General features: G+C 58.4%; 18 protein-coding genes. 13 read left to right on the forward strand and 5 right to left on the reverse strand.

Annotation, left to right across the window (positions count from 1 at the left end):
• Nucleotides 1-157: 157 nt before the first annotated feature.
• The 7 genes from rimP (at nucleotide 158) to VGU61_RS11540 (ending at nucleotide 9,653) form a co-directional block, all read left to right on the forward strand.
• On the forward strand, nucleotides 158-643 hold the full coding sequence (gene rimP / locus VGU61_RS11510) for a ribosome maturation factor RimP (protein WP_326859284.1): 486 nt from the start codon (nucleotides 158-160) through the stop codon (nucleotides 641-643).
• A complete protein-coding gene (gene nusA / locus VGU61_RS11515; protein ID WP_326859268.1) occupies nucleotides 640-2,199 on the forward strand; it encodes a transcription termination factor NusA in 1,560 nt (519 codons plus the stop codon). The genes rimP and nusA overlap by 4 nt, the downstream gene beginning before the upstream one ends.
• 56 nt (nucleotides 2,200-2,255) lie before the next feature.
• A complete protein-coding gene (infB, locus tag VGU61_RS11520) occupies nucleotides 2,256-5,075 on the forward strand; it encodes a translation initiation factor IF-2 (protein ID WP_326859269.1) in 2,820 nt (939 codons plus the stop codon).
• Between the two features lie 89 nt (nucleotides 5,076-5,164).
• Complete coding sequence (rbfA, locus tag VGU61_RS11525; protein ID WP_326859270.1) at nucleotides 5,165-5,551, forward strand: 30S ribosome-binding factor RbfA; 387 nt, start codon at nucleotides 5,165-5,167, stop codon at nucleotides 5,549-5,551.
• Nucleotides 5,552-5,593: 42 nt separating this feature from the next.
• Nucleotides 5,594-6,517 carry a tRNA pseudouridine(55) synthase TruB gene (gene truB, locus VGU61_RS11530; protein ID WP_326859271.1) on the forward strand — a complete coding sequence of 308 codons (924 nt, stop codon included), beginning with the start codon at nucleotides 5,594-5,596 and terminating at the stop codon, nucleotides 6,515-6,517.
• A 160-nt stretch (nucleotides 6,518-6,677) separates the two neighbouring features.
• Entirely contained in the window at nucleotides 6,678-8,513 is a 1,836-nt protein-coding gene (gene typA, locus VGU61_RS11535) for a translational GTPase TypA (protein ID WP_326859272.1), read from the forward strand.
• Nucleotides 8,514-8,741: 228 nt separating this feature from the next.
• A complete protein-coding gene (locus VGU61_RS11540; RefSeq protein WP_326859273.1) occupies nucleotides 8,742-9,653 on the forward strand; it encodes a DMT family transporter in 912 nt (303 codons plus the stop codon).
• On the opposite strand, the gene VGU61_RS11545 is transcribed toward VGU61_RS11540, so the two are convergent.
• The gene (locus VGU61_RS11545) at nucleotides 9,654-11,006 is read right to left on the reverse strand and encodes an aspartate aminotransferase family protein (protein ID WP_326859274.1); all 1,353 of its coding nucleotides are present in this window, start codon (nucleotides 11,004-11,006) and stop codon (nucleotides 9,654-9,656) included. It abuts the gene before it with no gap.
• A 164-nt stretch (nucleotides 11,007-11,170) separates the two neighbouring features.
• Between VGU61_RS11545 and dusA the strand changes: the two genes are divergently transcribed.
• From dusA to VGU61_RS11560, 3 genes are all read left to right on the forward strand, one after another.
• Entirely contained in the window at nucleotides 11,171-12,199 is a 1,029-nt protein-coding gene (dusA, locus tag VGU61_RS11550) for a tRNA dihydrouridine(20/20a) synthase DusA (RefSeq protein WP_326859285.1), read from the forward strand.
• A 290-nt stretch (nucleotides 12,200-12,489) separates the two neighbouring features.
• Nucleotides 12,490-12,684 carry a hypothetical protein gene (locus VGU61_RS11555; protein WP_326859275.1) on the forward strand — a complete coding sequence of 65 codons (195 nt, stop codon included), beginning with the start codon at nucleotides 12,490-12,492 and terminating at the stop codon, nucleotides 12,682-12,684.
• A gap of 67 nt (nucleotides 12,685-12,751) precedes the next feature.
• Nucleotides 12,752-13,615, forward strand: a complete 864-nt coding sequence (locus VGU61_RS11560) for an SDR family oxidoreductase (RefSeq protein ID WP_326859276.1) — start codon at nucleotides 12,752-12,754, stop codon at nucleotides 13,613-13,615.
• Nucleotides 13,616-13,722: 107 nt separating this feature from the next.
• Here VGU61_RS11560 and VGU61_RS11565 read toward each other — a convergent pair whose 3' ends face one another.
• A complete protein-coding gene (locus VGU61_RS11565) occupies nucleotides 13,723-14,673 on the reverse strand; it encodes a sigma-54 dependent transcriptional regulator (protein WP_326859277.1) in 951 nt (316 codons plus the stop codon).
• Nucleotides 14,674-15,268: 595 nt separating this feature from the next.
• Between VGU61_RS11565 and VGU61_RS11570 the strand changes: the two genes are divergently transcribed.
• Nucleotides 15,269-15,502, forward strand: a complete 234-nt coding sequence (locus VGU61_RS11570; RefSeq protein WP_326859278.1) for a hypothetical protein — start codon at nucleotides 15,269-15,271, stop codon at nucleotides 15,500-15,502.
• Here VGU61_RS11570 and VGU61_RS11575 read toward each other — a convergent pair.
• Nucleotides 15,474-16,292 carry a hypothetical protein gene (locus tag VGU61_RS11575; RefSeq protein ID WP_326859279.1) on the reverse strand — a complete coding sequence of 273 codons (819 nt, stop codon included), beginning with the start codon at nucleotides 16,290-16,292 and terminating at the stop codon, nucleotides 15,474-15,476. The genes VGU61_RS11570 and VGU61_RS11575 overlap by 29 nt on opposite strands.
• A gap of 767 nt (nucleotides 16,293-17,059) precedes the next feature.
• Here VGU61_RS11575 and VGU61_RS11580 point away from each other — a divergent pair.
• On the forward strand, nucleotides 17,060-18,451 hold the full coding sequence (locus tag VGU61_RS11580) for a sigma-54 dependent transcriptional regulator (RefSeq protein WP_326859280.1): 1,392 nt from the start codon (nucleotides 17,060-17,062) through the stop codon (nucleotides 18,449-18,451).
• Between the two features lie 217 nt (nucleotides 18,452-18,668).
• Here VGU61_RS11580 and VGU61_RS11585 read toward each other — a convergent pair whose 3' ends face one another.
• Both VGU61_RS11585 and galU read right to left on the reverse strand, forming a co-directional pair.
• Nucleotides 18,669-20,480, reverse strand: coding sequence for a hybrid sensor histidine kinase/response regulator (locus VGU61_RS11585; protein WP_326859281.1), 1,812 nt, complete (start codon nucleotides 20,478-20,480; stop codon nucleotides 18,669-18,671).
• Between the two features lie 220 nt (nucleotides 20,481-20,700).
• A complete protein-coding gene (galU, locus tag VGU61_RS11590; RefSeq protein WP_326859282.1) occupies nucleotides 20,701-21,606 on the reverse strand; it encodes a UTP--glucose-1-phosphate uridylyltransferase GalU in 906 nt (301 codons plus the stop codon).
• Nucleotides 21,607-22,751: 1,145 nt separating this feature from the next.
• Here galU and VGU61_RS11595 point away from each other — a divergent pair.
• Entirely contained in the window at nucleotides 22,752-25,388 is a 2,637-nt protein-coding gene (locus tag VGU61_RS11595) for an NAD(P)-binding protein (RefSeq protein WP_326859283.1), read from the forward strand.
• Nucleotides 25,389-26,096: the final 708 nt, after the last annotated feature.

Here is a 26,096-nt window from a genome sequence, read left to right on the forward strand (position 1 = left end):
ATAGCTATTGCGGCTGAAGTTAGCCAAGACCTTCGGCGCGGATGCGGAAGCCGGTAGCGATTGATTATAAAAAGATGGGCAGATGCCCATTTTTTTTTTGTTAAACGCATTGCCGCAGGGAATTGCGTTTTTGGCCAAAGTTAGACGGAGAATCACCTTGCGGTTGTGGGACTTGATTGAAAAAACCGTGGTCGGCATGGGCTATGAACTGGTCGATCTGGAGCACGGCGCTCATGGGTTGGTCCGTGTTTACATCGACGTAGGCCCGGACGCTGCCGAGGAAGACCGCATCACGGTGGAAGACTGCGAAAAAGTCAGCCATCAGTTGTCGCATTTGCTGACAGTGGAAAACGCGCAGTACGAAAGGCTGGAAATTTCGTCGCCAGGCCTCGACCGGCCGCTCAAGAAAATAGCTGACTATACGCGCTTTGCCGGGCAAGAAGCTGTCGTCAAGCTGCGCATGGCGATGCCAGGCGCCGCCAACCGCAAATCGTTTCAAGGTATTTTGCATGCCCCGGAAGGCGACAAACTGAAGCTTGAGTTCGAAGGAAAAGATGGGCCGGCGATGCTGGAGTTTACGCTCGCTGACGTTGATAAGGCACGCCTGGTGCCGAAAGTGGATTTTAGGAGTCGCAAAGCATGAGTCGCGAAGTATTGTTGCTGGTCGATGCGCTGGCACGTGAGAAAAACGTCGATAAGGAGATCGTCTTCGGGGCGCTCGAACACGCGCTGGCACAGGCGACCAAAAAGCGCTACGAAGGCGAGGTGGATGTGCGCGTCTCCATCGATCGTGAGACGGGAGAGTTCGAATCGTTCCGTCGTTGGCACGTAGTGCCGGACGAAGCTGGGCTCCAGTTGCCGGACCAGGAAGTGCTGCATTTCGAGGCAAAGGAACAGATTCCCGATATCGAGGTCGACGATTACATCGAAGAACCGATTGAATCCGTTGATTTCGGCCGCCGTTTCGCTCAGGACACCAAGCAGGTGGTTTTGCAACGCATACGCGACGCCGAGCGTGAACAGATCCTGGCTGACTTCCTGGAGCGCGGCGATGCCCTGGTCACCGGTACGATCAAGCGGATGGAACGCGGCGATGCAATTGTGGAATCTGGAAAAATCGAAGCGCGTTTGCCACGCGATCAGATGATTCCAAAAGAAAATCTGCGGATTGGAGACCGGGTGAGGGCCTTCATTCTGCGCATCGATCGTAATGCCCGTGGGCCGCAGGTCATCCTGTCGCGTACGGCGCCGGAGTTCATCATGAAGCTGTTCGAGCTGGAAGTGCCGGAGATCGAACAAGGTTTGCTCGTAATTAAGTCGGCGGCGCGTGATCCGGGCATACGCGCGAAGATTGCCGTATTTACCAATGACAAGCGCATTGATCCGATTGGTACCTGTGTCGGGATGCGCGGATCGCGTGTGCAGGCCGTGACCGGTGAACTCGGCGGTGAACGCGTTGACATCGTGTTGTGGTCCGAAGATCCGGCGCAGTTCGTTATCGGTGCGCTGGCACCTGCGAATGTCTCTTCCATCGTCGTCGACGAGGAAAAACATGCGATGGATGTGGTGGTTGACGAAGAGAATTTGGCTATATCGATCGGTCGCGGCGGGCAAAACGTCCGCTTGGCATCGGAATTGACCGGCTGGCAGATCAATATCATGACCGCGGAAGAATCGGCTGATAAATCTGCAGCGGAAACAGCCGCGGTGCGTGCCCTGTTCATGGAAAAACTGGACGTCGATCAGGAGGTTGCCGATATCCTGGTGGAAGAAGGTTTCGCCAGCCTTGAAGAGATCGCATACGTGCCGATCAACGAAATGCTGGACATTGAGGCGTTCGACGAGGATACGGTCAATGAATTGCGCAGCCGTGCCCGCGATGCATTGGTGACCGAAGCGATCGCCTCCGAAGAAGGATTGGAGGGCATGGAAGACGCCCTGGTTAATCTTGAAGGAATAGATCGCGTTACCGCCGGCAAGCTTGGACTTGCAGGCATCAAGACGGTGGAAGCATTTGCCGGGCTTGCGTATGACGAATTCGGCGCCATCCTGGCATTGCCTGTGGAGCGCGCCCGTCAACTGATTGACAATGAATTTGAAGATGTGACCGACGACGAGATGAGGCTCATAGACGCCAAATACGATGATCGTGCCAAGGCCCTGCAGGCCAAGGCTTGGGATCTCGCAGCGGTGAAGTGATCCGCATGCAATCCGCATCGTTATCATTTGTCGTGTCACATAGAAAAGAGGACTGAATGGCGAGTAACAACGTAGCCCAATTTGCCACCGAACTGAAGATGCCGGCCGATCTGCTGTTGACCCAGCTGCGTGCGGCGGGCGTCGAAAAGAGTTCGACGTCGGACCCGCTGTCCAAGGACGACAAGGACAAGCTGTTGACCCATTTGCGTCGTGCACATGGCGTCGCGCCGGAGGGCGAAAAGCGCAAGATCACGCTGACACGCAAGGAAACGACGGAGATCAAGCAGGCCGATGCGAGTGGCAAATCGCGCACCATTCAGGTGGAGGTGCGCAAGAAACGTACGTTCATCAAACGCGATGAGCCGATTGCCGAGGCACCTCCCCCTGTCGAGGCGCCTGTCGCGCCGGTGATTGACGAAGCGGAAATGGCACGGCGGGCCGAAGAGGCGCGTCGCCAGGCGGAGCTGATCGCTCGACAGGAAGCCGATCTGCGTGAAAAGCAGGAGCGGCTGGCCAAGCTCGAAGCCGAGAAGGAAGCTCAAGCGAAGGCAATGCAGGAAGCGAAATTGGCTGAACAGAAGGAGGCTGCGGCAAGAGCGAAAGCCGAGTCGGCCGCGACGGCTTCAGCGGCCGAGGCCCAGCAGCGCGCTGCAGCAGAAGAGGAAAAGAAGAAAGCTGCCCAGCTGGAGGCAAAAAAAGCTGCGGAACGGGCTGCGGCGACAGAGTTGGCACGCAAGGCGGTAGCCGACGAAGTTGCCCAGATCAAGGCCATGATGAGTGCCCCGCGCAAGGTGATGAAGGCCCCGGAACCGGCACCTGCGCCAGCACCTGCCGCAGCGAAGGCGGCGGAAGGAACCTTGCATAAGCCTGCGGACAAGAAGCCTGCAGACAAGAAGGATGACAAGAAACCGGCCGTCGGCGACAAGAAATCGATCAAGTCGGCAAATGTGGCATCCACATGGCAGGACGATGCCAAGAAGCGTAACGCGATCAAAACCCGTGGCGCCGGCGCACCCGGCACGACTGGTCGCGATGGATGGCGCAGCGGTCCGAAAGGCCGACGCTCGTCGCATGGTGACGATCAGCGTGAAAGCAACTTCCAGGCGCCAACCGAAGCCGTGATCAAGGATGTGCATGTTCCCGAGACAATTACCGTAGCGGAACTGGCGCACAAGATGTCCGTAAAGGCGTCGGAGGTTATCAAGCATTTGATGAAGCTTGGCCAGATGGTCACCATCAACCAGGTGCTTGATCAGGAAACGGCAATGATCCTGGTCGAGGAAATGGGCCACAAGGCTTATGCCGCCAAGTTGGACGATCCGGAGGCGTTGCTGGAAGAAAGCGGTGCGCATGCGGATGCGGAAGAACTGCCGCGTGCACCAGTGGTAACCGTGATGGGCCACGTCGATCACGGCAAGACCTCGCTGCTGGACTCGATCCGGCGTGCCAAGGTTGCAGCCGGCGAAGCGGGCGGCATTACACAGCATATCGGCGCATATCACGTCGAGACGCCACGCGGCATCATTACCTTCCTCGATACGCCGGGTCACGAAGCGTTTACAGCGATGCGTGCCCGTGGCGCGAAGGCAACCGACATCGTCATTCTCGTTGTTGCTGCGGATGACGGCGTCATGCCGCAAACGAAGGAAGCGATTGCGCACGCAAAGGCTGCTGGCGTGCCTATCGTCGTCGCAATCAACAAGATCGATAAACAGGGGGCGAACCTCGACAGGGTAAAGCAGGAACTGGTTGCCGAGCAGGTGGTGCCCGAAGAATACGGCGGCGAGTCACCGTTTATTCCTGTATCAGCCAAGACTGGCGAAGGCATCGACGCGTTGCTGGAAAACGTGCTGCTGCAGGCCGAGGTGCTGGAATTGAAAGCGCCGGTGGATGCACATGCAAAGGGCCTCGTCATCGAAGCGAAGCTCGACAAGGGCCGCGGACCGGTTGCAACCGTGCTGGTTCAGTCCGGCACGTTGAAACGCGGCGATGTGGTATTGGCAGGCTCGTCCTATGGACGGGTGCGTGCGATGCTGGACGAAAACGGCAAGAGCATTTCGGAAGCCGGCCCGTCGATTCCTGTCGAAATCCAAGGCTTGACCGAAGTGCCGGCCGCCGGTGAAGAAGTGATGGTGATGGCGGATGAGCGGAAGGCGCGTGAGATTGCCTTGTTCCGCCAGGGTAAATTCCGCGACGTGAAGTTGGCGAAGCAGCAGGCCGCAAAGCTGGAGAACATGTTCGAGCAGATGGCCGAAGGCGAGGTCAAGAACCTGCCGATGATCATCAAGGCCGACGTGCAGGGTTCGCAGGAAGCGCTGGTGCATGCAATGCAAAAGCTGTCGACGAGCGAAGTGCGGGTACAGGTGGTGCATGCTGCCGTTGGCGGCATCAGCGAATCCGATGTCAACCTCGCGGTGGCATCCAAAGCGGTCATCATCGGCTTCAACACCCGTGCCGATGCATCCGCTCGCAAGCTGGCCGAAACAAGCGGCATCGACATCCGCTACTACAACATCATTTACGATGCGGTGGATGAGATCAAGGCAGCCATGTCCGGCATGCTTGCACCGGAGAAGCGCGAACAGGCTCTGGGCCTGGTCGAGATCCGTCAGGTTTTCCTGGTAAGCAAGATCGGCGCGATCGCCGGCTGTTACGTGCTCGACGGTCTGGTCCGGCGCGGTTCCTCGGTTCGCCTGTTGCGCAACAACGTGGTCGTCTGGACCGGCGAACTCGATTCGCTGAAGCGCTTCAAGGACGACGTCAAGGAAGTGAAAGCCGGTTTCGAATGCGGTTTGTCGCTGAAGAACTTTAACGACATCAAAGAGGGCGATCAGCTCGAAGTGTTCGAAGTCCAGGAAGTCGCACGTACGCTGTAAGGCGTCGATAAAATCGCGCGGCGCAACTTTTGTAGCCCGGGTGGAGCCAAGTGCTTCATCCGGGCTACGATGTTTCAAGGTTCACCATTATGGCTAAACATAGCAAGTCCATCCCCGGTCGCGGCGTTCGCGTCGCCGACCAGATCCAGCGCGATCTCGCCGAAATCATCGCCTATGAATTAAAAGATCCGCGAGTAGGGATGATCACGATCACTGAAGTGCAGGTCACTCCCGACTATGCGCACGCGAAGGTGTTTTTCACCATGCTCAACGACACGCCCGAAGCGGTGCAAAACGCGGTTGCCGGGCTTCGGGCAGCAGCGGGCTTTATTCGCGGCCAGCTCGGTCGCCGGTTGACGATACATGCAACGCCGGAACTGCATTTCGTCCATGACGCCTCGACTGCACGCGGCATCGAGCTGTCAAAATTGATCGATCAGGCCAACGCGACACGGGCCAAGGATGCGGACGACTGATTTGAGTAAATTTGTTGCCGTATGTCGCCTGCATCTTCCGTCATGACCTTATCAACCAAGAAAATCCGTCTGCCGCTGCACGGCGTACTGCTGCTTGATAAATCCGCAGGCCATTCCAGCAACGATGTGCTGATCAAGGCAAAGCGGCTGCTGAATGCGCAGAAAGCCGGGCATACCGGCACGCTGGACCCTTTCGCTACCGGTCTTTTACCGCTTTGCTTCGGCGAAGCGACCAAGTTCGCGCAAGACCTGCTCGATGCAAGCAAGACGTATGATGCGGTGATACACCTCGGTATCGTTACTTCCACCGGTGACACCGAGGGCGAGCGCCTGCGGGTTTGTGATGTCAATGTCACGGCAGCGAAGATTGACGCAGCGCTGGCGCAATTCCGCGGCGACATCCGGCAGGTGCCGCCGATGTATTCGGCATTGAAACGAGAAGGCAGGCCGTTGTATGAATATGCGCGTGCTGGCATCACGCTGGAGCGCGAGGCGAGAGCGGTCACCATCCATTCCCTGGAGTGCATCGACTACAAGGCGCCGTACCTGACGATCCGGGTGTCCTGTTCCAAAGGAACCTATATTCGTGTACTTGGCGAGGACATCGGCGAAGTGCTCGGCTGCGGCGGGCATTTGAAGGCGCTGCGAAGGACCGGGGTCGGCGCGCTGCGGGTAGAGGGCGCGAATACGCTGGAGTCCATTGAGGCCACCTCGCAGGAACAACGTGCCGGCTTACTTGCACCGGTCGATACTTTATTATCAACGTTTTCGCCGCTGTCCCTGACGGATGAGCTGGCCAGGAGATTTCTCCACGGCCAGCGCCTTGCGCTCGGCAAGGAAAACGTTCATTTGCCCAATCAACGGGAACGCATGCGTGTCTACCGAGCATCCGATGGCAAGCTGCTGGGAACAGCGCAACTCATGGAATTCGGCGTACTTGCACCGGAACGCCTCATCGTCGCCTAACAGCAATTCGACAACGCATCAGGAAATAGAGCCCGTTTCCATAGCGCATGCTGCCCGTCCATGAGCGGAAAGCAACTCCTTGAAATATCAGGCGTTTTCGATTTTAATGCGGCGCAGCATGCTATACTTTTGGGTTTTCCGCATCCAGCCAACCAACACCATGTCAAACTCCAAACGCGCCCTGCGCAACATCGCCATCATCGCCCACGTTGACCACGGAAAGACGACGCTGGTCGACCAGTTGCTGCGCCAGTCCGGCACCTTCCGCGAGAACCAGCAAGTCGATACCCGTGTGATGGACTCTAACGACCTGGAAAAAGAGCGCGGCATCACGATTCTGGCAAAGAACTGCGCGGTCGAATACGAAGGGACGCACATCAACATCGTCGACACCCCGGGTCACGCCGACTTCGGCGGCGAAGTGGAGCGCGTGCTGTCCATGGTCGACAGCGTGCTGCTGCTGGTGGATGCGGTGGAAGGCCCGATGCCGCAGACCCGCTTCGTGACACGCAAGGCGCTTGCGCTCGGCCTGAAGCCCATCGTCGTCGTCAACAAGATCGACCGTCCGGGCGCACGGCCTGACTGGGTGATCAACGCGACATTCGAATTGTTCGACAAGCTCGGCGCAACGGAAGAACAGCTTGATTTTCCTGTCGTCTACGCCTCCGCACTGAATGGCTATGCGAGCCTCGATCCGGCGAACCGCGAAGGCACGATGAAGCCGCTGTTCGACGCCGTATTGCAGCACGTGCCGGTACGGGACGACGATCCGGACGGTCCGTTGCAACTGCAGATTTCCTCCCTCGATTACTCTTCCTACGTCGGCAAGATTGGCATTGGCCGCATCAGCCGTGGCCGCGTCAAGGCTTTGCAGGATGTGGTCATCATGAACGGTCCCGATTCCACGCCGATCAAGGCCCGCATCAACCAGGTCCTGAAATTCAAAGGTCTGGAGCGCGTTCTGGTCGACGAAGCGATCGCCGGCGACATCGTGTTGATCAATGGCGTCGAGGAAGTAGGCATCGGCAGCACGGTCTGTGCGCCTGATGCACTGGATGCATTGCCGATGCTGCGCGTCGACGAGCCGACGCTGACAATGAATTTCCTGGTCAACAATTCGCCGCTCGCAGGACGCGAAGGCAAGTTCGTCACCAGCCGCCAGATCCGTGATCGTCTCGACCGCGAATTGAAGGCCAACGTGGCGTTGCGCGTGACCGATACCGGGGACGACACCACCTTCGAAGTTTCCGGTCGTGGCGAACTCCACCTCACTATCCTGCTCGAAAACATGCGCCGTGAAGGCTATGAACTGGCGGTATCCCGTCCGCGCGTGGTGTTCAAGGAGATCGACGGCGTCAAGCATGAGCCATACGAGATGCTGACCGTGGACGTGGAAGATTCCCACCAGGGCGGCGTGATGGAAGAACTCGGCCGCCGCCGCGGCGACCTGCAGAACATGGAACCGGACGGCAAGGGCCGTGTTCGTCTCGAATACCGTATTCCGGCCCGCGGCCTGATCGGTTTCCAGTCGGAATTCATGACCCTGACGCGCGGCACTGGCCTGATGAGCCATATTTTCGACGAGTACTCCCCGGTCGATGCCAGCAAGCCGGAACTGGCGGGCCGTCGCAATGGCGTGCTGATTTCCCAGGATGACGGCGCGGCAGTGGCCTATGCATTGTGGAAGCTGCAGGACCGCGGCCGCATGTTCGTCAGCCACAATGACCCGGTCTATGAAGGCATGATCATCGGCATTCACTCGCGCGACAACGACCTGGTGGTGAACCCGATCAAGGGCAAGCAGCTTACCAACGTCCGTGCGTCGGGAACCGATGAAGCGGTGCGCCTGGTGCCGCCTATCCAGTTGACGCTGGAATACGCGGTTGAGTTCATCGAGGACGACGAACTGGTCGAGATCACGCCGAAGAGCATCCGTCTGCGCAAGCGCTTCCTGAAGGAACACGAGCGCAAGAAGGCGTCGCGCGAAGCGGCGTAAATCATTCGTTGCGGTCCGTGATGCGGACTGCGTGCGGCTGTCACAGCCCGGTCATCCTCGCGGACGCCGGGCTTGTTTTTTACCGTAGCGGAATCGCGTTCCAGCAGGGACATCAGATAAAGCGGAAAATGATTGACTAAATCACAAGCAACCATCCCTTTCAAGGGAAGCGCGGCGGGATGCCCCTCCGCCCGTCCGCAAGATCATCAAAAGTATTGTTTTTAACAAATGCCCATACTGAATACCCACCAGCGCGCCATCCTGCTGATGGTATGCGCCCCCACGCTGTGGAGCATGGCCGGAGTTGTTACGCGCCATCTCGACGCCGCCCACAGCTTTGAAATCACCTTCTGGCGCAGTTTTTTCTCCGCAGTCTTCGTGGCCGGCGCATTATTTTGGCAACAGGGAGCGCAACGCGCTGCGGACGCATTGCGCTCGCTCGGTTGGATCGGCATCCTGTCCGGCATGATGTGGTGCGTGATGTTTGTCTGCTTCATGATTGCCCTCACCAAAACCACCGTCGCCAATACCTTGGTCGTGCTCAGCATATCGCCGCTGCTGACCGCCTTTCTCGCGTGGCTGCTGTTGAAGCAGGCCATTCCGGCGCGTACCTGGGCTGCGATTGCCGCAGCGGCGATCGGCATGATCTGGATGTTCAAACCGGGTATCACCGATATCAATGGAACGCATCTGACCGGCATGCTGATTGCGGTTGCGGTGCCGGTGGCAGCGGCGATCAACCTGATCGCCCTGAAAAAAGCCGGCCAGAGCATCGACCTCATGCCCGCGGTCCTCCTCGGCAGCGTATTTTCGGCGGGGCTGATGCTGCCGCTGGCGTGGCCGCTGCAGGCATCGCTGCACGACATTGCGCTGATGGCCGTGCTCGGCTTCTTTCAGCTTGGTTTGCCGTGCATGTTGATGGTAAAAGCGGCCAAATCCCTGTCGGCGCCGGAGGTGTCGCTGCTGGCTCTGCTGGAGGTGCTGCTAGGCCCGATCTGGGCCTGGTTGGGCGCCGGGGAGGTGCCGGCAAGGGAAACCTTGCTGGGAGGCGGGCTGGTGATGGCGGCGCTGGTATTCAACGAGATCGCGGCGCTGCGGTCTTCCGCAAATCGCCGCGCTTCGCCGGTTCCGTCGTCCTGATCAGGCGACAGCCGTCTGCGACGCCGGTACCGATTGCTGGCTCTTCAATATGTCGGCAATTGCCCCGAACAGCTGATCGATCTGCGGCTTGTCGATGATCAGCGGCGGCGACAGCGCAATGATGTCGCCGGTGGTGCGGATCAGTACATTCTTTTCCCAGAAGCATTTTAGGAACACATCGAATGCCCGCGCGGTCGGTTTGCCAGGCACGCCTTCCAGTTCAATACCGCATACCAGTCCGAGGTTCCTTACGTCCTTCACATACGGCAGGCCCTTCAGGCTATGCGCCGCGTCCTCGAAGTACGGGGCCATGCTTGCAGCGCGGTCGAACAGGGCTTCTTCGCGGTACACATCCATCGTTGCGAGCATGGCGGCGGAGGCGAGGGGGTGGCCGCTGTAGGTATAGCCGTGGAAGAATTCAATCCCGTTCTCGGGCGCGGCGTCCATGAATGCATCATGGATATCCTGCCGCACGATCACCGCGCCCATGGGCACGGCGGCATTGGTCAGGCCCTTCGCGCAAACGATCATATCGGGCACGACGCCGAAGAAATCGGCGGCAAACGGCGCGCCGAGCCGGCCGAAGCCGGTGATGACTTCATCGAAAATCAGCAGGATGCCGTGCCTGTCGCAGATACTGCGCAATTTTTGCAGATACCCTTTCGGCGGCAGGATTACCCCGGTGGAGCCCTGAATCGGCTCAACGATGACTGCTGCCACGGTTGATGGATCATGCAGCGTCATCAGCCTCTGTTCCAGCTCGTCGGCCATCTCGGCGCCATGTTCCGGCAGTCCGCGCGAGAATGCGTTGCGGCCGATATCCAGCGGGTGCCGCAAATGGTCGACACCGGCCAGCGTCGGACCGAAATGCTTGCGGTTGCCGGCGATGCCGCCGACCGCGATGCCGCCGAAGCCGACGCCGTGGTAGCCACGCTCGCGACCGATCAGGCGTGTCCGCAGGTTGTCGCCCCGTACGCGATGGTAGGCGAGGGCAATCTTCAGTGCCGAATCCACGCCTTCCGAACCGTCGTTGCAGAAGAACACCCGGTTCAAGCCCTCGGGCGCGATGGCAACCAGGGCACTGGCCGCTTCGAAGACTTTCGGATGTCCCATCTGGAACAGCGGCGCGTAATCCATGGTGGCAGCCTGCTTCTGGATGGCATCGACGATTTTCGGATGCGCATGGCCGGCATTGACGCACCACAATCCGGCAGTACCGTCGAGAATCTTGCGGCTGTCATCGGAGGTGTAGTGCATCCCGGCGGCGGAGACCAGCATGCGGGGCCTGGATTTGAATTGCCGGTTGGCAGTGAAAGGCATCCAGAAATGATCGGTATTGGGCGTGTTCGGCATGCGTCACCTGTTCTGTGGTTGGGCTTGTTATGTTAGTCCTTTTAGCGGCGTCCCGGGTTGCCGCCCGCCGGACACGGGCAGCGGCTTTTTCACCGGTGCCGGTAAAATAGCGGCTGACCCGCCATGCGGCCGGGCATCTGTATTCCTGCCGCATGCTCTCTTTGATGGATATTGTTGCCTTGAATTCGTCCAAATTGCCTTCCCGCCGTCTCTCCGTCGCGCCAATGATGGATTGGACCGACCGCCATTGCCGCATGTTTCACCGGCAGATCACCCGCCATACCTGGCTGTACACCGAAATGGTAACCACCGGCGCATTGCTGTACGGCGACGTGGCCCGCCATCTTGATTTCAATGACGAAGAACACCCGGTCGCTCTGCAGGTCGGCGGCAGCGAACCGGCCGACCTGGCGAAAAGCGCCAAACTCGGCGAACAATGGGGATACGATGAAATCAACCTGAACTGCGGCTGTCCATCGGAGCGGGTGCAGAAAGGCGCGTTCGGCGCGTGCCTGATGGCCGAGCCGCAACTCGTCGCCGACTGCGTGAAGGCCATGCGCGACACGGTAGCGATCGACGTAACCGTCAAGCACAGGATAGGTATCGGCAGATCCGAATCCTATGCATTCGTGCGCGACTTCGTCGGTACGGTGGCACAGGCCGGCTGCAAAACCTTCATTGTGCATGCCCGCAATGCGATCCTCGAGGGACTCAGTCCGAAAGAGAACCGCGAGATTCCGCCGCTCAAGCCGGAGTTCGCCTACCAGCTCAAACGCGATTTTCCCGAGCTTGAAATATTGATCAACGGTGGTATCAAGACGCTGGCGGAAATCGATGCGCAACTGCAGCATGTGGACGGCGTCATGCTCGGCAGGGAGGCCTATCACAATCCCTACCTGATGGCCGCGTTCGATGCGCGGTATTACGGCGACGACGCACCGGTCAATACGCGCCTGCAGGTCCTGCAGGCGATGCTGCCTTATATCCGCAGCCAGCTTGCGCGCTACGGTGCGGGAACACCGGGCGGCGGTCTGCGCTTGAACAGCATTACCCGGCATATGCTGGGCCTGATGGCCGGCATGCCGGGGGCACGAGCTTTCCGTCAAACCTTGTCCGATTCGAAGAAGCTGGCTGCAGGCGATGGCGAACTGCTGCTGCAGGCTTACCAGCGCATGCAGCCTCTGGCAGCCTAGCATCGCATCGAAGAATCGCCGCGGGCGGAGTCGCCGCCTGCGGCGTCGCGCATACGTCTTTGAAAGCATGCGCTCCCAGGCGCATAGCCGCCCCTCGATTCCCGGCATCAAGCCATTCCCCATTACCCTCCACGTAACGGTTTTCGTGGTGCATTCTTGCCCAGGATCCGTGCACGTTCTCATTTCCGATGGCATGAATGCTGCTAAACCTTCGCTTCGGCGAGGTAATGCGTTTGCCAAAATGAACGCACTCCTTCGCGAAATCCAACTTTGTCATCGGAGAACGCATCATGCCTTTACGCAGCGGCAAATCGCAGGACGCAGTCAAGTCCAACATCAAAAAGCTGGTGCATGAGTACGAACATGACGGCACCATCGGCAACAGTCGTCCTGCCTCCAAGAAGAAGGCGGTCAAGCAGGCTGTGGCCATCTCCCTGAAGAAAGCGGGTAAAAGCAGGTCGCAGAAGAAAACGACCAAACATTGAGCGGTACGTCATTCCCGCTCGCCCTCATGCAGCTGAAACCAACAACGAACCCATAAGGAACACGCATATGCCTACAGACAAACCAAGCTCGATGCCGCCTCAGCACCAGGATCATCAACCCGGCTCCGAAAAGGAAATGACGCCGCGTCCGGAATCAACCGGCAAAGCCTACCGCGGAAGCGGCAAGCTGCAGGGGAAAATCGCCTTGATCACCGGCGGTGACAGCGGCATCGGCCGTGCGGCGGCAGTCGCGTTTGCCAAGGAAGGCGCAAGCCTGGTCATCGGTTACCTGGACGAGCATGAAGACGCGAAGGAAACCCAGCGCCTGATCGAAGCCGAGGGACGCGAATGCGTGACCGTCCCCGGTGACATAGGAGATTCCGCGTTCTGCAAAAAGCTGGTGGAGACGGCAATATCGTCCTTCGGCAAGCTTGATGTGCTGGTGAATAATGCGGCGCAGCAGTTTCCAAAGGAGAGCATTGCGGAGATCACCGACGAGCAGCTTGAAAGGACGTTCCGCACCAATATCTTTTCAATGTTCTACCTGGTACGCGCCGCTCTCCCGCACCTGAAGGAAGGTGCGCGCATCATTAACACGACCTCGGTGACCGCTTACCGCGGCAGCTCGCATCTGCTGGACTATTCATCGACCAAGGGCGCGATCGTGGCGTTCACCCGGTCGCTGTCGCAGCAGCTCGCGGAAAAGAAAATCCTCGTCAACGCGGTCGCGCCTGGTCCGGTATGGACTCCGCTGATCCCGGCAACCTTCCCGCCGGACGCGGTAGCGGAATTCGGCGGTAGCGTGCCGCTCGGCCGCCCCGGCCAGCCGGACGAAATCGCCCCGGCCTATGTATTCCTGGCATCGGAAGACAGTTCCTACATGACCGGCCAGGTGCTGCACCCGAACGGCGGCGAGGTGGTTAACGCCTAAGGGAAATGCGCGCATGCGGGACGGACAAGGCAGCAAAGTGCGTCCCGCATGCGGGCTGGAAGAGTGAAAACCGGAGGGGGCGTCGAGGCGCGAAGCTTCTCCGGGTCTCAGTACTCTTTCAAGCGGTTATACAAGGTTTTCAGGCTGATGCCGAGCGCTTCGGCAGTCAGCCGCTTGTTGCCGCTGTAGTGCTTCAGGGTCGCGAGAATGATCTCTTTCTGCGCATCGGCCAATGGCGTGCCGACGAAGAAATTCAGGTAGCCGTCCTGCACGGTGGGTTTCTTGCTGGCGACATCCGAGATGCAATCTTCGAGATTCAAGGTGTCGGTGGCCAGAATGAAGGCGCGCTGCACGACGTTTTTCAACTCGCGCACGTTGCCCGGCCATGAGTAGGACCGCAGCACTTCCAGCGAGCTGCGCGAAAACGTCTTCTGGGTTTTCGCCTCTTCGTTGTGAATCTGCAGGAACTGCTGCGCCAGGAGTTCGATATCGGCACCGCGTTCGCGGAGCGGGGGAATGCGTACCGGAAAGACCGCGAGCCGGTACATCAGGTCTTCACGCAGATGGCCGTCCTTGACCGCCGATTCGAGGTCGCGATTGGTAGCGGCGATCAATCTCACATCAACATTGACTTCTTCGTCCCCGCCGACGCGCGTAAACCTGCCGCATTCCAGAACGCGCAGCAGCTTGACCTGCATGTCGACAGGCATCTCGGTAATCTCGTCAAGAAACAGCGTGCCGCGCGACGCATGTTCGAAATAGCCGATGTGCTGACGGACGGCCCCGGTGAAGCTGCCACGCTCATGCCCGAACAACGCAGCCTCGATGAGATGGGCCGGAATCGCGCCGCAATTGACGGCGACGAAGGTTTCCTCGCTGCGGGAGCTGACCTGGTGAATAGCCTTGGCAATCAATTCCTTGCCGGTGCCACTTTCGCCGACCAGCAATACGGTAGCGTCGGTGACAGCCACGCGTTCGACTTGCTGGTACAAGCGCTCCATGGTCGGGGAGAGACCGTACATGATGCCAAAGCGCTTTAACGATTGGTCTAGAGCCATGTGAATCGATTTGCTTTCTGCCGTACACGGCGTCTGGCGACGCCGCGCAAGAGTGTCTGGGGGATGAGTGCGCTGATTGTTACATCACTGTTGGAAGAGTCGCTTGCGTTAGTTCAGTTCCTCAACACAAAGGAACGCATCTCTTGCGAATGCATACCGCACAGTTGCGTTATGTCAGCAGATTGGGGCAGTGGCTTAGAACTCAACACGGTCATATCTTCAACATAGTGTATGGACGCGTGAAGTAAATACCGATCGTCGCCCATTCCGAAAACCGGAAGACCTTCATCACAACGGTGGGCAACGTCTACATCATCTTGCAATTACATCGAGCAACTTGACGAGAATCCGTAATGCAATCTTTTACCAGCTGCATGTAACGCTTACTGTTCAACTGTAATTTTTACGGTTTCCCTTTTCGATTCTGCATGATGCAGAGCCCTGAACGACACAATCGCGACCACTTCATTAGTAAAAGTTGCTGGCACAGTTTCTGCGTTTGAGGTGAGACCGACTTTTGCAAATAAGTTAAGAAACTTATCGCAATTGCTATGGTCAAGGTTTGAGCCAACATCACTTATCGAAAGGAATAATTATGAAATCACTTATCGGCGCATCTAAAGTTCTGGCAGTTACTGCAGTGTTGAGCCTGGCGGTTGTTGGTTGCGGTCAACGTGGCGCAGGCGACCAATCCGGCGCATCCAGCGGTGGCGGCACACCTGGCAGCTCGCAAAGTTCGGGCGGTTCGGGCAGCATGGGTTCTTCCGGTGCAGGCGGCGGCGCAGGCGGTACAGGCGGCGCTACCGGCTCCGGCTCCGGCTCCAAGTGAAAGGTAAATCCATGAAAGCAATCGTCAACACCTCCAAGGTCGTCCTGGTGACCGCGTTAATGGGGTTGGCATTTGCTGGATGTAGTCGTGAAGGTTCGGAATCCGGTGGTAGTCCAAGTACCGGCGCCGCAGGTGGCGCCGGCGGTTCGACATCCACCCCGAGCAGCACGGCAAGCACACCCAGCACGCCGGCACCAAGCGCCAGCACACCATCAACCACCACGCCGCCAGCTGATAGCAGCACGGCAGGTGCGGCCGGCAGCACGCCAAGCAGTGGCGCGGCCGGATCAACCGGAAGCGCAGGTGGTGCAGCAGGTGGCACCGGTACAACTGCAGGGGCATCGCCGACATCGCCAACGTCTCCGCCAAGCGCTACAGATGGCGGATCCTCGGCTGGCGGTTCTTCAGCAGGCGGCGCTTCAGGCAGCACTGGAACCACAGGTAGCACAGGCAGCACGCCTGGTTCATCAGGTTCGACACCGGGCTCCGGTTCGAGCTCAAGTGCAAGTCCTGCCGCAGGCGGCACATCCGGCGCAAGCGGTTCCACAGGCAGCGGTTCGACTGGCAGCAGCGACAGCAGCACGTCCGGCGGCACCAGCGGTGGCGCGTCGGGCTCCGGTTCAACCGGTTCAGGCAGCAGTGCCTCCGACCCGAGTTCATCCTCATCGGGCGGCACCGGCAGCACCACCGGCAGCGGTTCTTCCGGCACGGGCGGATCGTCGACCACCGGTTCAAGCGCTTCCACCGGCAGCACCACTTCCCCTGAGCAAAGCGGCTCATCGGGCAGCACGTCCGGTTCGGGTACATCGAAGTAAAGATGTACGTTCGCTTGAAGGCAAACGTCAAAGCTTCTTGCGCTTCATTTGAGTCGAATCAATTGAAGTCCTTCGAGGATTTGGCGTTTGCCGATTTCGTGCGTGTGCCATTGCGGTAATCTTGCTTTGGACATGTTGCCGCAAGCTTCTTTTCCTGCGGGAGACTCGGCATAAGATTGCCGAAACGGTGACTCGATGAAGCAACGGGCGTGTATTCCGAGGGATGCACGAAAGAAGGGCGAGGAGAACATCGTCCGGTAAAAACACATTGGCGATTTGCGCGGCAACGCGATGGCAGCGGCATCGCAGCGTGCAACACAAGGGAGAGATGCCATGGATGTAATCCATACCCCTGCCGGCAGCGACCCAGGCGGTCACGGCAGCTCCATTTCATGCAATGCACCGTCATGGGTGAACCTTGCAGGTTTCCCGTGCTCCAATACCGTGTGCGCATCGAATGCGCATTCATCCGGCATCTATCGGTGTGTGGTTCATACATGCCGAATGTCTCTTCAACTTGTTCCATGATGTTCTAACGGTTCCTCTCCACTTCAGGAAGGCGGCCCTATGCATGACCAATCGCGCTGCGCTCGGTACCGTCCCCGACAAGGCTGTCGATCGCATTTCCTTCTGTCGTCACTGAGGCTGCGAGAAGACGTGGAAACTTCAGGCGGCCAAGTGCATCGACCGGATGCGGCATCAGATTTCAACCATTGCGCAACATCAGACAGAGATATTTAATATGCCCCATGTACTTATCGTCGACGACGATGCCAATACGCGCGAAGCGCTGATGGAAATCGCCTCCGCTGAAGGCTTCACTTCGGCCATGGCCGGAAACATACGGGATGCTCAAATCCAGATCATGCGACAGCGCCCGGATGTCGTGCTGATCGACCTGAAACTGCCGGACGGCAATGGAATGGATCTGTTCAACGACATCGAATCCCGGGCCACGACCGAAATCGTATTGATCACCGGCCATGCCAGCGTCGAAACCGCAGTTGAGGCCTTACGCCTCGGCGCGGCCGACTATCTCACCAAGCCGATCAATTTCAAGCGGTTAAAGGGCTTGCTTTCACGCATCCCGCGCACTGTCGACCTGAAGGAAGAAATCGGCGTGCTGCGCAGCGAACTGCGTCGACTCGGCCATTTCGGTCAGATGCTTGGTGCCGCGCCTGTCATGCAAAAGCTGTACAACCACATCGGCCGCGTTGCTCCGACCGAGGCGACGGTATTGCTCCTGGGCGAAAGCGGCACGGGAAAAGAACTGGCTGCACAGACCATTCACGATCTGAGTCTGCGAAGCAAACACCCGTTTCTTCCGGTCAATTGCGGCGCCATTTCGCCGCAACTGATCGAAAGTGAAATCTTCGGGCATGAGAAGGGCAGCTTCACCGGTGCGGACCGCCAGCACAAGGGCTACTTCGAACGTGCCAACGGCGGCACGCTGTTCCTGGATGAAATCACCGAGATGCCAATCGAACTGCAGGTCAAGCTTCTGCGTGTTCTGGAGACCGGTTCTTTCATGCGCATCGGCAGCAACCAGGAACTGGATACCGATGTACGAGTGATCGCCGCCAGCAATCGCGATCCGGAAGCGGCAGTAGCCGAAGGAAAGCTCAGGCTCGATCTCTATCATCGGCTCAATGTATTTCCGCTGCGAATCCCTCCATTACGCGAACGCGGCGCAGACGTCCAGTTGCTGGCGGAGCATTTCCTTGCCGAGATGAATGCGGCACACGGCACAAACAAGGTGTTGTCGCCGGACGGACTGGATTGTCTCGCCAATTATCACTGGCCCGGCAATGTGCGTGAGCTGCGCAATTACATGCAGCGTGCATTCATTCTTTCCGATGATGTGCTTGATGCGGCTGCGCTGGCGCCTGTCATCACGACTCAAAATCCGGTTGGATTGACGCTCTCGATTCCAGTGGGGACCTCGCTTGCGGATGTCGATCGCAAGCTGATTTATGCGACGCTTGAGTTGTGCGGAGGGGTGAAGAAGCGGGCGGCGGATATTCTCGGGATCAGTTTGAAGACCTTGTACAACAGGCTGGAGGAGTATGGGCTGTATGAGGAAGTGCCGAAGAAGGATGATGCCAGTTTTCATAGCAGCGATTCATACCACTGACCATAGGCCGTTGGGATTGCATACTACTTGTCAATCCCGCGCAGTGTTTTGCAGGGGTTTCGGACAGCATGCTGTCCGCCTGCGAAACGGTACGGTCTTGCAAGCCGAGACGTACGCTGCGAGGGGGAAATCCAGAGCGACGGCGTGTCTTCGATGATGCAACCCTTATGACTCTCCGAAGAGTCTGGCCGTGACTGACCCCGGCGGGACGCAGCGCCTAATCGTCCCGCACCACCATCGTATCGATCACCACGATCAATTCCTCCGGTGCCACCGGCTTGGTGACGTGCATCTGGAAGCCGGCGGTGAGGGCGCGTATCCGGTCCTCGCGTTGGGCGAAGGCGGTGAGGGCGAGTGCGGGAAGGCGGTGCAGGGGGAGTGTGCCGTCGGCTGCTTTCCATGCCCTGATCTTGCGTAATACCGCATATCCATCTTCGCCGGGCATGGCAATGTCGCATACGAGCACGTCCGGATATTCGTCGGCCGATAGTGTCGGCAGCCATGTCATGACGCCTTTCGCCGATTCAGCGGCGAATACCTTCGCGCCTGCATTGGTAAGCACGATGGTGAGCGATTCGCGTGCTTCTTCCTGGTCGTCCACAAGCAATACGCGCAGCCCATTCAACGAAGGCAGCGGCAGGCCGTTGTCGATACCGTCCTCGCAATGCACTGCGGGCGTGTATTTATCGGCCGGAGTGCGCAAGGGGAAATAGACGGAAAAAGTGGTGCCTTTGTTTTCGCCTTCACTTTCGGCGCTGACCTTGCCGCCATGCAGTTCGACCAGGTGCCGCACCAGGAACAGGCCGAGGCCAAGTCCGCTGTGGTCGCGGGTGCTCGATGTGTCTTCCTGACTGAAACGGTTGAACAGATGCGGAAGGAAGTCCGGCGATATACCGATGCCGTTGTCCCGGATGGTTACGATGATGTTGCTGCCAGATTGGGTGGCGGACAGCCAGATGTCGCCGTGGTCCGGCGTGAATTTGACCGCGTTCGAAAGCAGGTTCCACAAGATCTGCTGCACGCGGTCGGAATCGCCCTCGACCTGTTCGTTGTTGATGCCATAGGTGCAGTGCAGTTCGATATGCTTGGCGGTTGCGTGGGCGCGTACGCTTTCCACCGCGGCCTGCACGATCGGAAGCAGTGCGAAGGGTTGCTTTACCAGGCGCAGTCTGCCGCTCATCATCCGCGTGACGTCCAGCAGATCTTCGATCAAACGCACTTGCTGTTCGACACCGGTCTTGATTCCCTGAAGCGCACGCTGCGCAAGCGGCGCACTGCTCGCTTCCTTCACATAGTTTTCCAGTACATGCGCCCAGGTTTGTATGCCATTGAGCGGTGCGCGCAGTTCATGGGAAACGATGGCCAGAAACTCGTCGCGTGCCCGTGCGGCGGTCTCCGCCTGGATGCGGGCGGTACGCTCACGCGCCAGCAGATCGTCACGTTCCTTTTCGGCGCGGGCACGGTCGGTAACGTCATAGGCAATGCCGATGACTGATTCGATCTTCCCATTCGGGCCGACCTCGGGAATTACCCGGCCGGAGAAGTAACGCATCTGACCGTCTATGCTGTGGTCGAAGTCGAGGCGCTGCTCGTGGCCAGTAGCGAAGGCAGCGCGTGCGGCAGTGTCCCATGCATCGACAACGCTTGACGGCAAGCCCAGTTCAGCCTTTGTTTTTCCGAGATAGGAGGACGCGGGCAGTGTCGATAGCTTTTCGATTGCGGGATTCACATACAGATGACGCAGGCTGTGGTCGAGACGGGAGATGATGTCGGAGGAATTCTCGACCATCGTCTTGAATTCATCTTCGCACGCCGCCTGGGTGACGCTTCGGGAAGTTGTCCCGTTGGGAGCACTGCCGTTGGGAGCTTCGGCATCGTGATGGGCGCGCATGGCGGCTTTCCCGGTTTCATGCGCCTCCCGGTACGGTGGCTCGGCCAGTATGGATGCGACAGGGCCGCTCAGGGCCGCAGCCATTGCGGGCTTGATTCCCGCGCTTGAAGCATCATTACGGGCCGAACGTCGTTTCATGCCGCTGCTCCGGGCGGCAGATTGCGCATCGTCTTGGTTTGCCCGGGCGTACCGGGGATGGGGCGGACGACAGAAACAGCGCGCAAGTGATGATGGTTATTCATTGCCAATATCGGAGAGTTGCCTGCATGCGGCTGCCCGGAGCAACCCTGGAAAGGTCGGGGCTTGTCTGTCTGTTGCAGCCGCATGCAGGTTCTTTTCCGGTCAATAAAAATCTCGTTCAGGCAGTCTTGGTGCTGACCGGATTCGCTTGTACCTGCCGTTGCACACCGGCGATGAACTCGCTGAACTGCTCTGCGATCGCCGGATGCTTCAACGCAAAGTTTACCGATGCTTCCAGGTAGCCCAGCTTGGAGCCGCAGTCATATCGATGACCCTTGAATTCATAGGCAAGCACGGGATCGACTTTGAGCAAGGACGCGATGGCATCGGTAAGCTGTATTTCGCCGCCGGTCCCCGGCTGGATCCGTTCGAGGTGGTCGAAAATGTCCGGCGTAAAGACATAGCGGCCGACTACGCCGAGCGTTGACGGCGCGTGCTCCGGCTGTGGCTTTTCCACGATATCCGCGACGCGGTGAATGCGCACACCCATCGATTGCGGACGCACGATCCCGTATTGATATGTCTGATCGAGCGGCACGGTCTGCACACCGACCACCGAACTTGCGTGCTGTTCATACAGGTCGATCATTTGCTTTAGGACCGGTACTTCGGCATCGATCAAATCATCGGCGAGCACGACGGCAAAAGGCTCATCGCCCACCAGCGGCTTGGCGCACAGCACGGCATGGCCGAGGCCGAGCGCTTCGCTCTGGCGTACATAGGAGTAATGCAGATTGTTCGGCAGCAGAGTCTGTATTTCCTTCAGCAATTTCAGCTTGCCGTGCGATGCCAATTCGGCTTCCAGTTCGTATGCCTTATCGAAATGATCTTCAATGGAACGCTTGCCGCGTCCGGTGACGAAAATCATTTCGGTAATTCCTGCGGCGGCTGCTTCCTCGACTGCATATTGAATAAGAGGCTTATCAACGATGGGCAGCATTTCTTTCGGCGAAGCTTTTGTGGCAGGCAAAAAACGTGTGCCCAATCCGGCGACAGGAAATACTGCTTTACGAATTTTAGTCATTTGTGGTCTCTCTTAAGTCTGTGGGTTCACCAATTCGGCAACCATGATTCGGGTAACGATTACACCGCTCTGCCAGTTTTTACATGCGCTCAGGGCATGCATATGAGCACAGGCTGCAATGCTTGACGCTTCTTGCAAGAGGGGCGGCATGTCGCTGGCTATCGCTACTAGCTGCGTACATAAGCATGAAGCGTACCGGCGGCGCATTGCATGCGCTGCATCAGCATATGGGTACGGAAGGCTTTGATGAAGATCATCCTGGCTCCTCGACCAATCCGTATAGTGAATAGACCTTAAGAGCGACGACTCGGTGCATTGCCACTCTGCGTCGCTGGAAAATGGTGCTGGGTTCCTTCAAGGAACCGGCGTCAATTGCAACGTCATAAAAACTATTTTGAATTGAGGAATTGTTTTGAACCGTCCAAGCACATAGGTAACTTCCCATGTGGTGCGTGCCGGCGCATGGCTTTTCATTCGTGCGCTCACCGCCTGTCGTCGCTTTGTCTTTGCTTATCCGCTGCTCACTATCAGTTCGGGTCATTGCGAGTTGGAAATATTTCCCGCCGCAAGCATAAAAGACAAGGGTCCATCAACGATCGGCATCGTTCTTGCATCGGCACGTAGGATGCGTTGCAGTTTTTTCTATCAAAAATACTATTTTCACGCTTGGTAACGCGAGGAGGCATGGAGTCAAAGGCAGGTATGGCAGCGAGATGTTCCTGCTGCAGCCAACGGAAATTTTGTTTGCAACCTTAACGCGATATATGAAGAAATGACGATCGATGCTTCCATCACATCAGCGGATCAATGCAAGCCGAGAGGCAATGGAAGCGCACATCGAATGAGCCGCCGGCAGCGTTTGCATCAGCATGCGATCGCACGCATGCGGCTGAACGAGTCGCCGCGACTCGAAGATTACCTGATGCGTTCCTTTCCTAGCGCATCGGATCCAGCACACAATCACCCGCACAACGATCAGCGCACGTGTCATCTCCGATGCGTCGCTGTCCTGCGCCATGCGCAGTGTGTCGCCGGAAAAATTTGCTGCTCGTTCCCATACACCGCCCTCGCACGGCCGGTCGCCGGTCCGGCACGCATTTCCGCATTTTCAATCACCCTACACGCCATCAAGGCAAGGAGATAGCATGGCTTCAGCAATCATCGTTTTTTCGCATCTACGCTGGGATTTCGTGTATCAGCGCCCGCAGCATCTACTGTCGCGCCTTGCGCAGCACTATCCGATCGTGTTCATCGAAGAGCCGCTGCACCACGACACCGACACGTTCATGAAAACCTATTCGCCGGCGCCGAATATCCTGGTGTGCCAGCCGCATACTCCGGTGAACATGCCCGGTTTCCACGACGATCAACTTCCGCATCTGCAGAAACTGACCCGTCAACTGGTGCGCGACTATCCGGACCATATTACGTGGTTCTACACGCCGATGGCGTTGCCGCTCCTGCAGGAACTGAAGCCCCGCCTCGTGGTGTACGACTGCATGGATGAACTTGCCTCTTTCAAGAACGCACCCAAGCAACTGCTGCAGCGCGAGAATGCAGTCTTGAAAACGGCAGATATCGTATTCACCGGCGGCCCCAGCCTTTATCGCTCCAAGCAGGACCGTCATCCGAACGTGCATTGCTTCCCGAGCAGCGTCGACCAGAAGCACTTCGTGCAGGCGCTCGACCGCACCAATTCGCACCCGGCCCACAAGGAGATTCCTGGCCCGCGTCTCGGCTTCTACGGTGTCATCGACGAGCGCTTCGATGCGGAGCTGATCGGAAAGGTCGCCGCCGCCCATCCTTCATGGCAGATCGTGCTGGTCGGTCCGGTGGTGAAGATCGATCCTGCCACGCTGCCGCAGGCATCCAACATTCACTACCTGGGCCAGCAGCCCTATGAGGCCCTGCCGCAATTCCTGGCCGGCTGGGATGTCTGCCTGCTGCCGTTTGCGCTTAACGAGTCGACCAAATTCATCAGTCCGACCAAGACGCTCGAATACATGGCCGCCGAACTGCCGATCGTCAGCACACCGGTGACCGACGTTGCGGATGCCTATAGCGATATCGTGGCGATCGCCCATGATGCGCCTTCCTTCATCGCGGCATGCGAAGCCGCGTTGCTCGCCTCGCCGGAGGATCGTGCACAGAAGATCAAAGGCATGCGTCGCGTACTTGCGTCAACTTCATGGGATTCGACGGTCGAGAAGATGCGCCACCTGATGGATACCACGCCGCGCAAACAGCAATTACCGGAGCAGCAGTCCGCGGGCATCGCCGAAGAGCCGGTCGATGCGGTCGCCAACGTCAAGGGCTTGCGCCAGCAAGGCGCGACGCGCTACGTCAAGACGGCCATCATCGGCGCCGGCCCGACCGGCCTTTCCGCCGCCTATCACCTCGGCCATGACACCGTCCTGTTCGACAAGAACTCGATGGTCGGGGGCTGGTGCAGATCGATCAAGGACAACGGCTTCACCTTCGACTATGCCGGCCACATCATGTTCTCGAACGATCCATACGTGCTGGAGATGTACGACATCCTTCTCGGTTCGAACGTGCACTGGCAGAACCGCGAGGCATGGGTGTACAGCAAAAACGTTTATACCCGCTATCCGTTCCAGGGTGCGCTCTACGGCCTGCCGCCGGAAACGATCAAGGAATGCATCATGGGCGCGATCGAGGCCCGCTATGGCAGCGCCAAGCCGGCCGAGCAGGCGCCAGCACCGGCTGTCGCGCCGACCGCCGCCAAGGCGAACGACTGCTGCGCCGACGGCGGCGTGACACTGCCGTCGACAAAGGTCGCAGCGCTGGAGAAGAAGGGGCCGGCAAACTTCGAAGAATTCATTTATCAGGTATGGGGCAAGGGCATCGCCAAGCATTTCGCGATTCCGTACAACCGCAAGATCTGGGCAGTGCCGCTCACCGAGATGGAAACCTCCTGGCTCGGCGGACGGGTGCCGCTGCCTAACCTGGAAGAGATCATCGACGGCGCACTGCAACCGGTCGGCAAGCCGATGGGGCCAAATGCCCGCTTCGGCTATCCGTTGCGCGGCGGCTTCCAGGCATTGATGTCCGGCTTCGTCCCGCACATCAAGGGTACGATCGAACTCAATGCCGATGTCGTCCATATCTCGCCCAAGCAGCGCACCATTACCTTGGCCGATGGCCGCCGCTACCAGTACGACAACATGATCAGCACCATGCCGTTGCCGGAACTGGTCAAGATGGTCGGCGATGAAGCGCCGGACGAAGTAAGGGAAGCGGCGAAGGGACTGAAGCACATCTCGGTACGGTGCGTGAACCTCGGCGTGGCGCGTGAAAACATCACCGACAAGCACTGGATCTACTACCCGGAAGACAACACCATCTTCCACCGCATCTTCGTGCAGGGTAACGCCAGCCCGGAATGCAACGCGCCCGGCGGTTTCGGCATCACCTGCGAAATCACCTACTCGCCGACCTACAAGCCGCTGCCGGTATCGGGCCAGGAACTGATCGACCGCTGCATCCAGGATTGCATCAAGGTCGGCATGTTCCGCGAGGACGACAAGGTCATCGCCGCCAACGAAGTCGACATGCCGTATGCCTACGTGGTGTACGACCACGAGCGGGCCGCGAACGTGGAGGTGGTGAAGAAGTGGTTCCTGCAGCATGACATCGTGCTGTATGGCCGCTACAGCGAGTGGGAATACTACAACTCGGACCATGCTTTCCTTGCCGGGAAGAAGGCGGCGGAAGCGGTGAAGTGGCTGGAGCCGAAGAAGAGTGCGACTGCAGAGTGAGTTGGTAGTAAGTTTAATGTGACGGGCCAGCCGGTTTGGGAATGCATGATTTCCGGGCCGGCTGGCTTTTTTGTTGTATGCGACCGTGCTGGCCCTGGCGAGCTACCTATTACCTGTCATTCCCGCGAAGGGTTTTGCAGGGGTTTCGGACAGCATGCTGTCCGCCTGCAGAACGGTACTGGCTTGCAAGCCGGGACGCGCCCTGCAAGGGGGAATCCAGAGTTGCGGAGTGTCTTCGGTGATGCAACGCATGCGGCTCTCCGAAGAGACTTGCCGGGACTGGCCCCGGCGGGCCACCTTCTTTTTTGTCTCGCCAAAAAAGAAGGCAAAAAAAGCGACCCCGTTATCGCCGCCCGCTGCGCGGGTTCCCAAAAGCAGGCGCACTGAAACGGGAAGTGAAACAAACTCGCCTGCGGCTCAGACAGGTTTCACTTCTTTATCCGTTTTGACCGCGGCACTTTTGGCGTCGCTAAAAGGGGATGAACGGCCACCCCATCCCCACCCTGGCCCTCCCCTTAAGGGGAGGGAACTGGCCTGTTCTTTACCTTGCACACTCAAGAGACAAGCAAAGGAGCGTTTAAATCATCATCGCTAGCGGCAAAGTAAAGAACGGAGGATTCCCTCCCCTGCAAGGGGAGGGCCAGGGTGGGGATGGGATGCGCAGTTCTCCCCTGCTGGCGACGCCAAAAGCAGGTGTGCTGAAACGGA

The sequence above is a fragment of the Noviherbaspirillum sp. genome (assembly GCF_035944575.1).
In the GTDB taxonomy this organism is placed as follows: domain Bacteria; phylum Pseudomonadota; class Gammaproteobacteria; order Burkholderiales; family Burkholderiaceae_D; genus Noviherbaspirillum.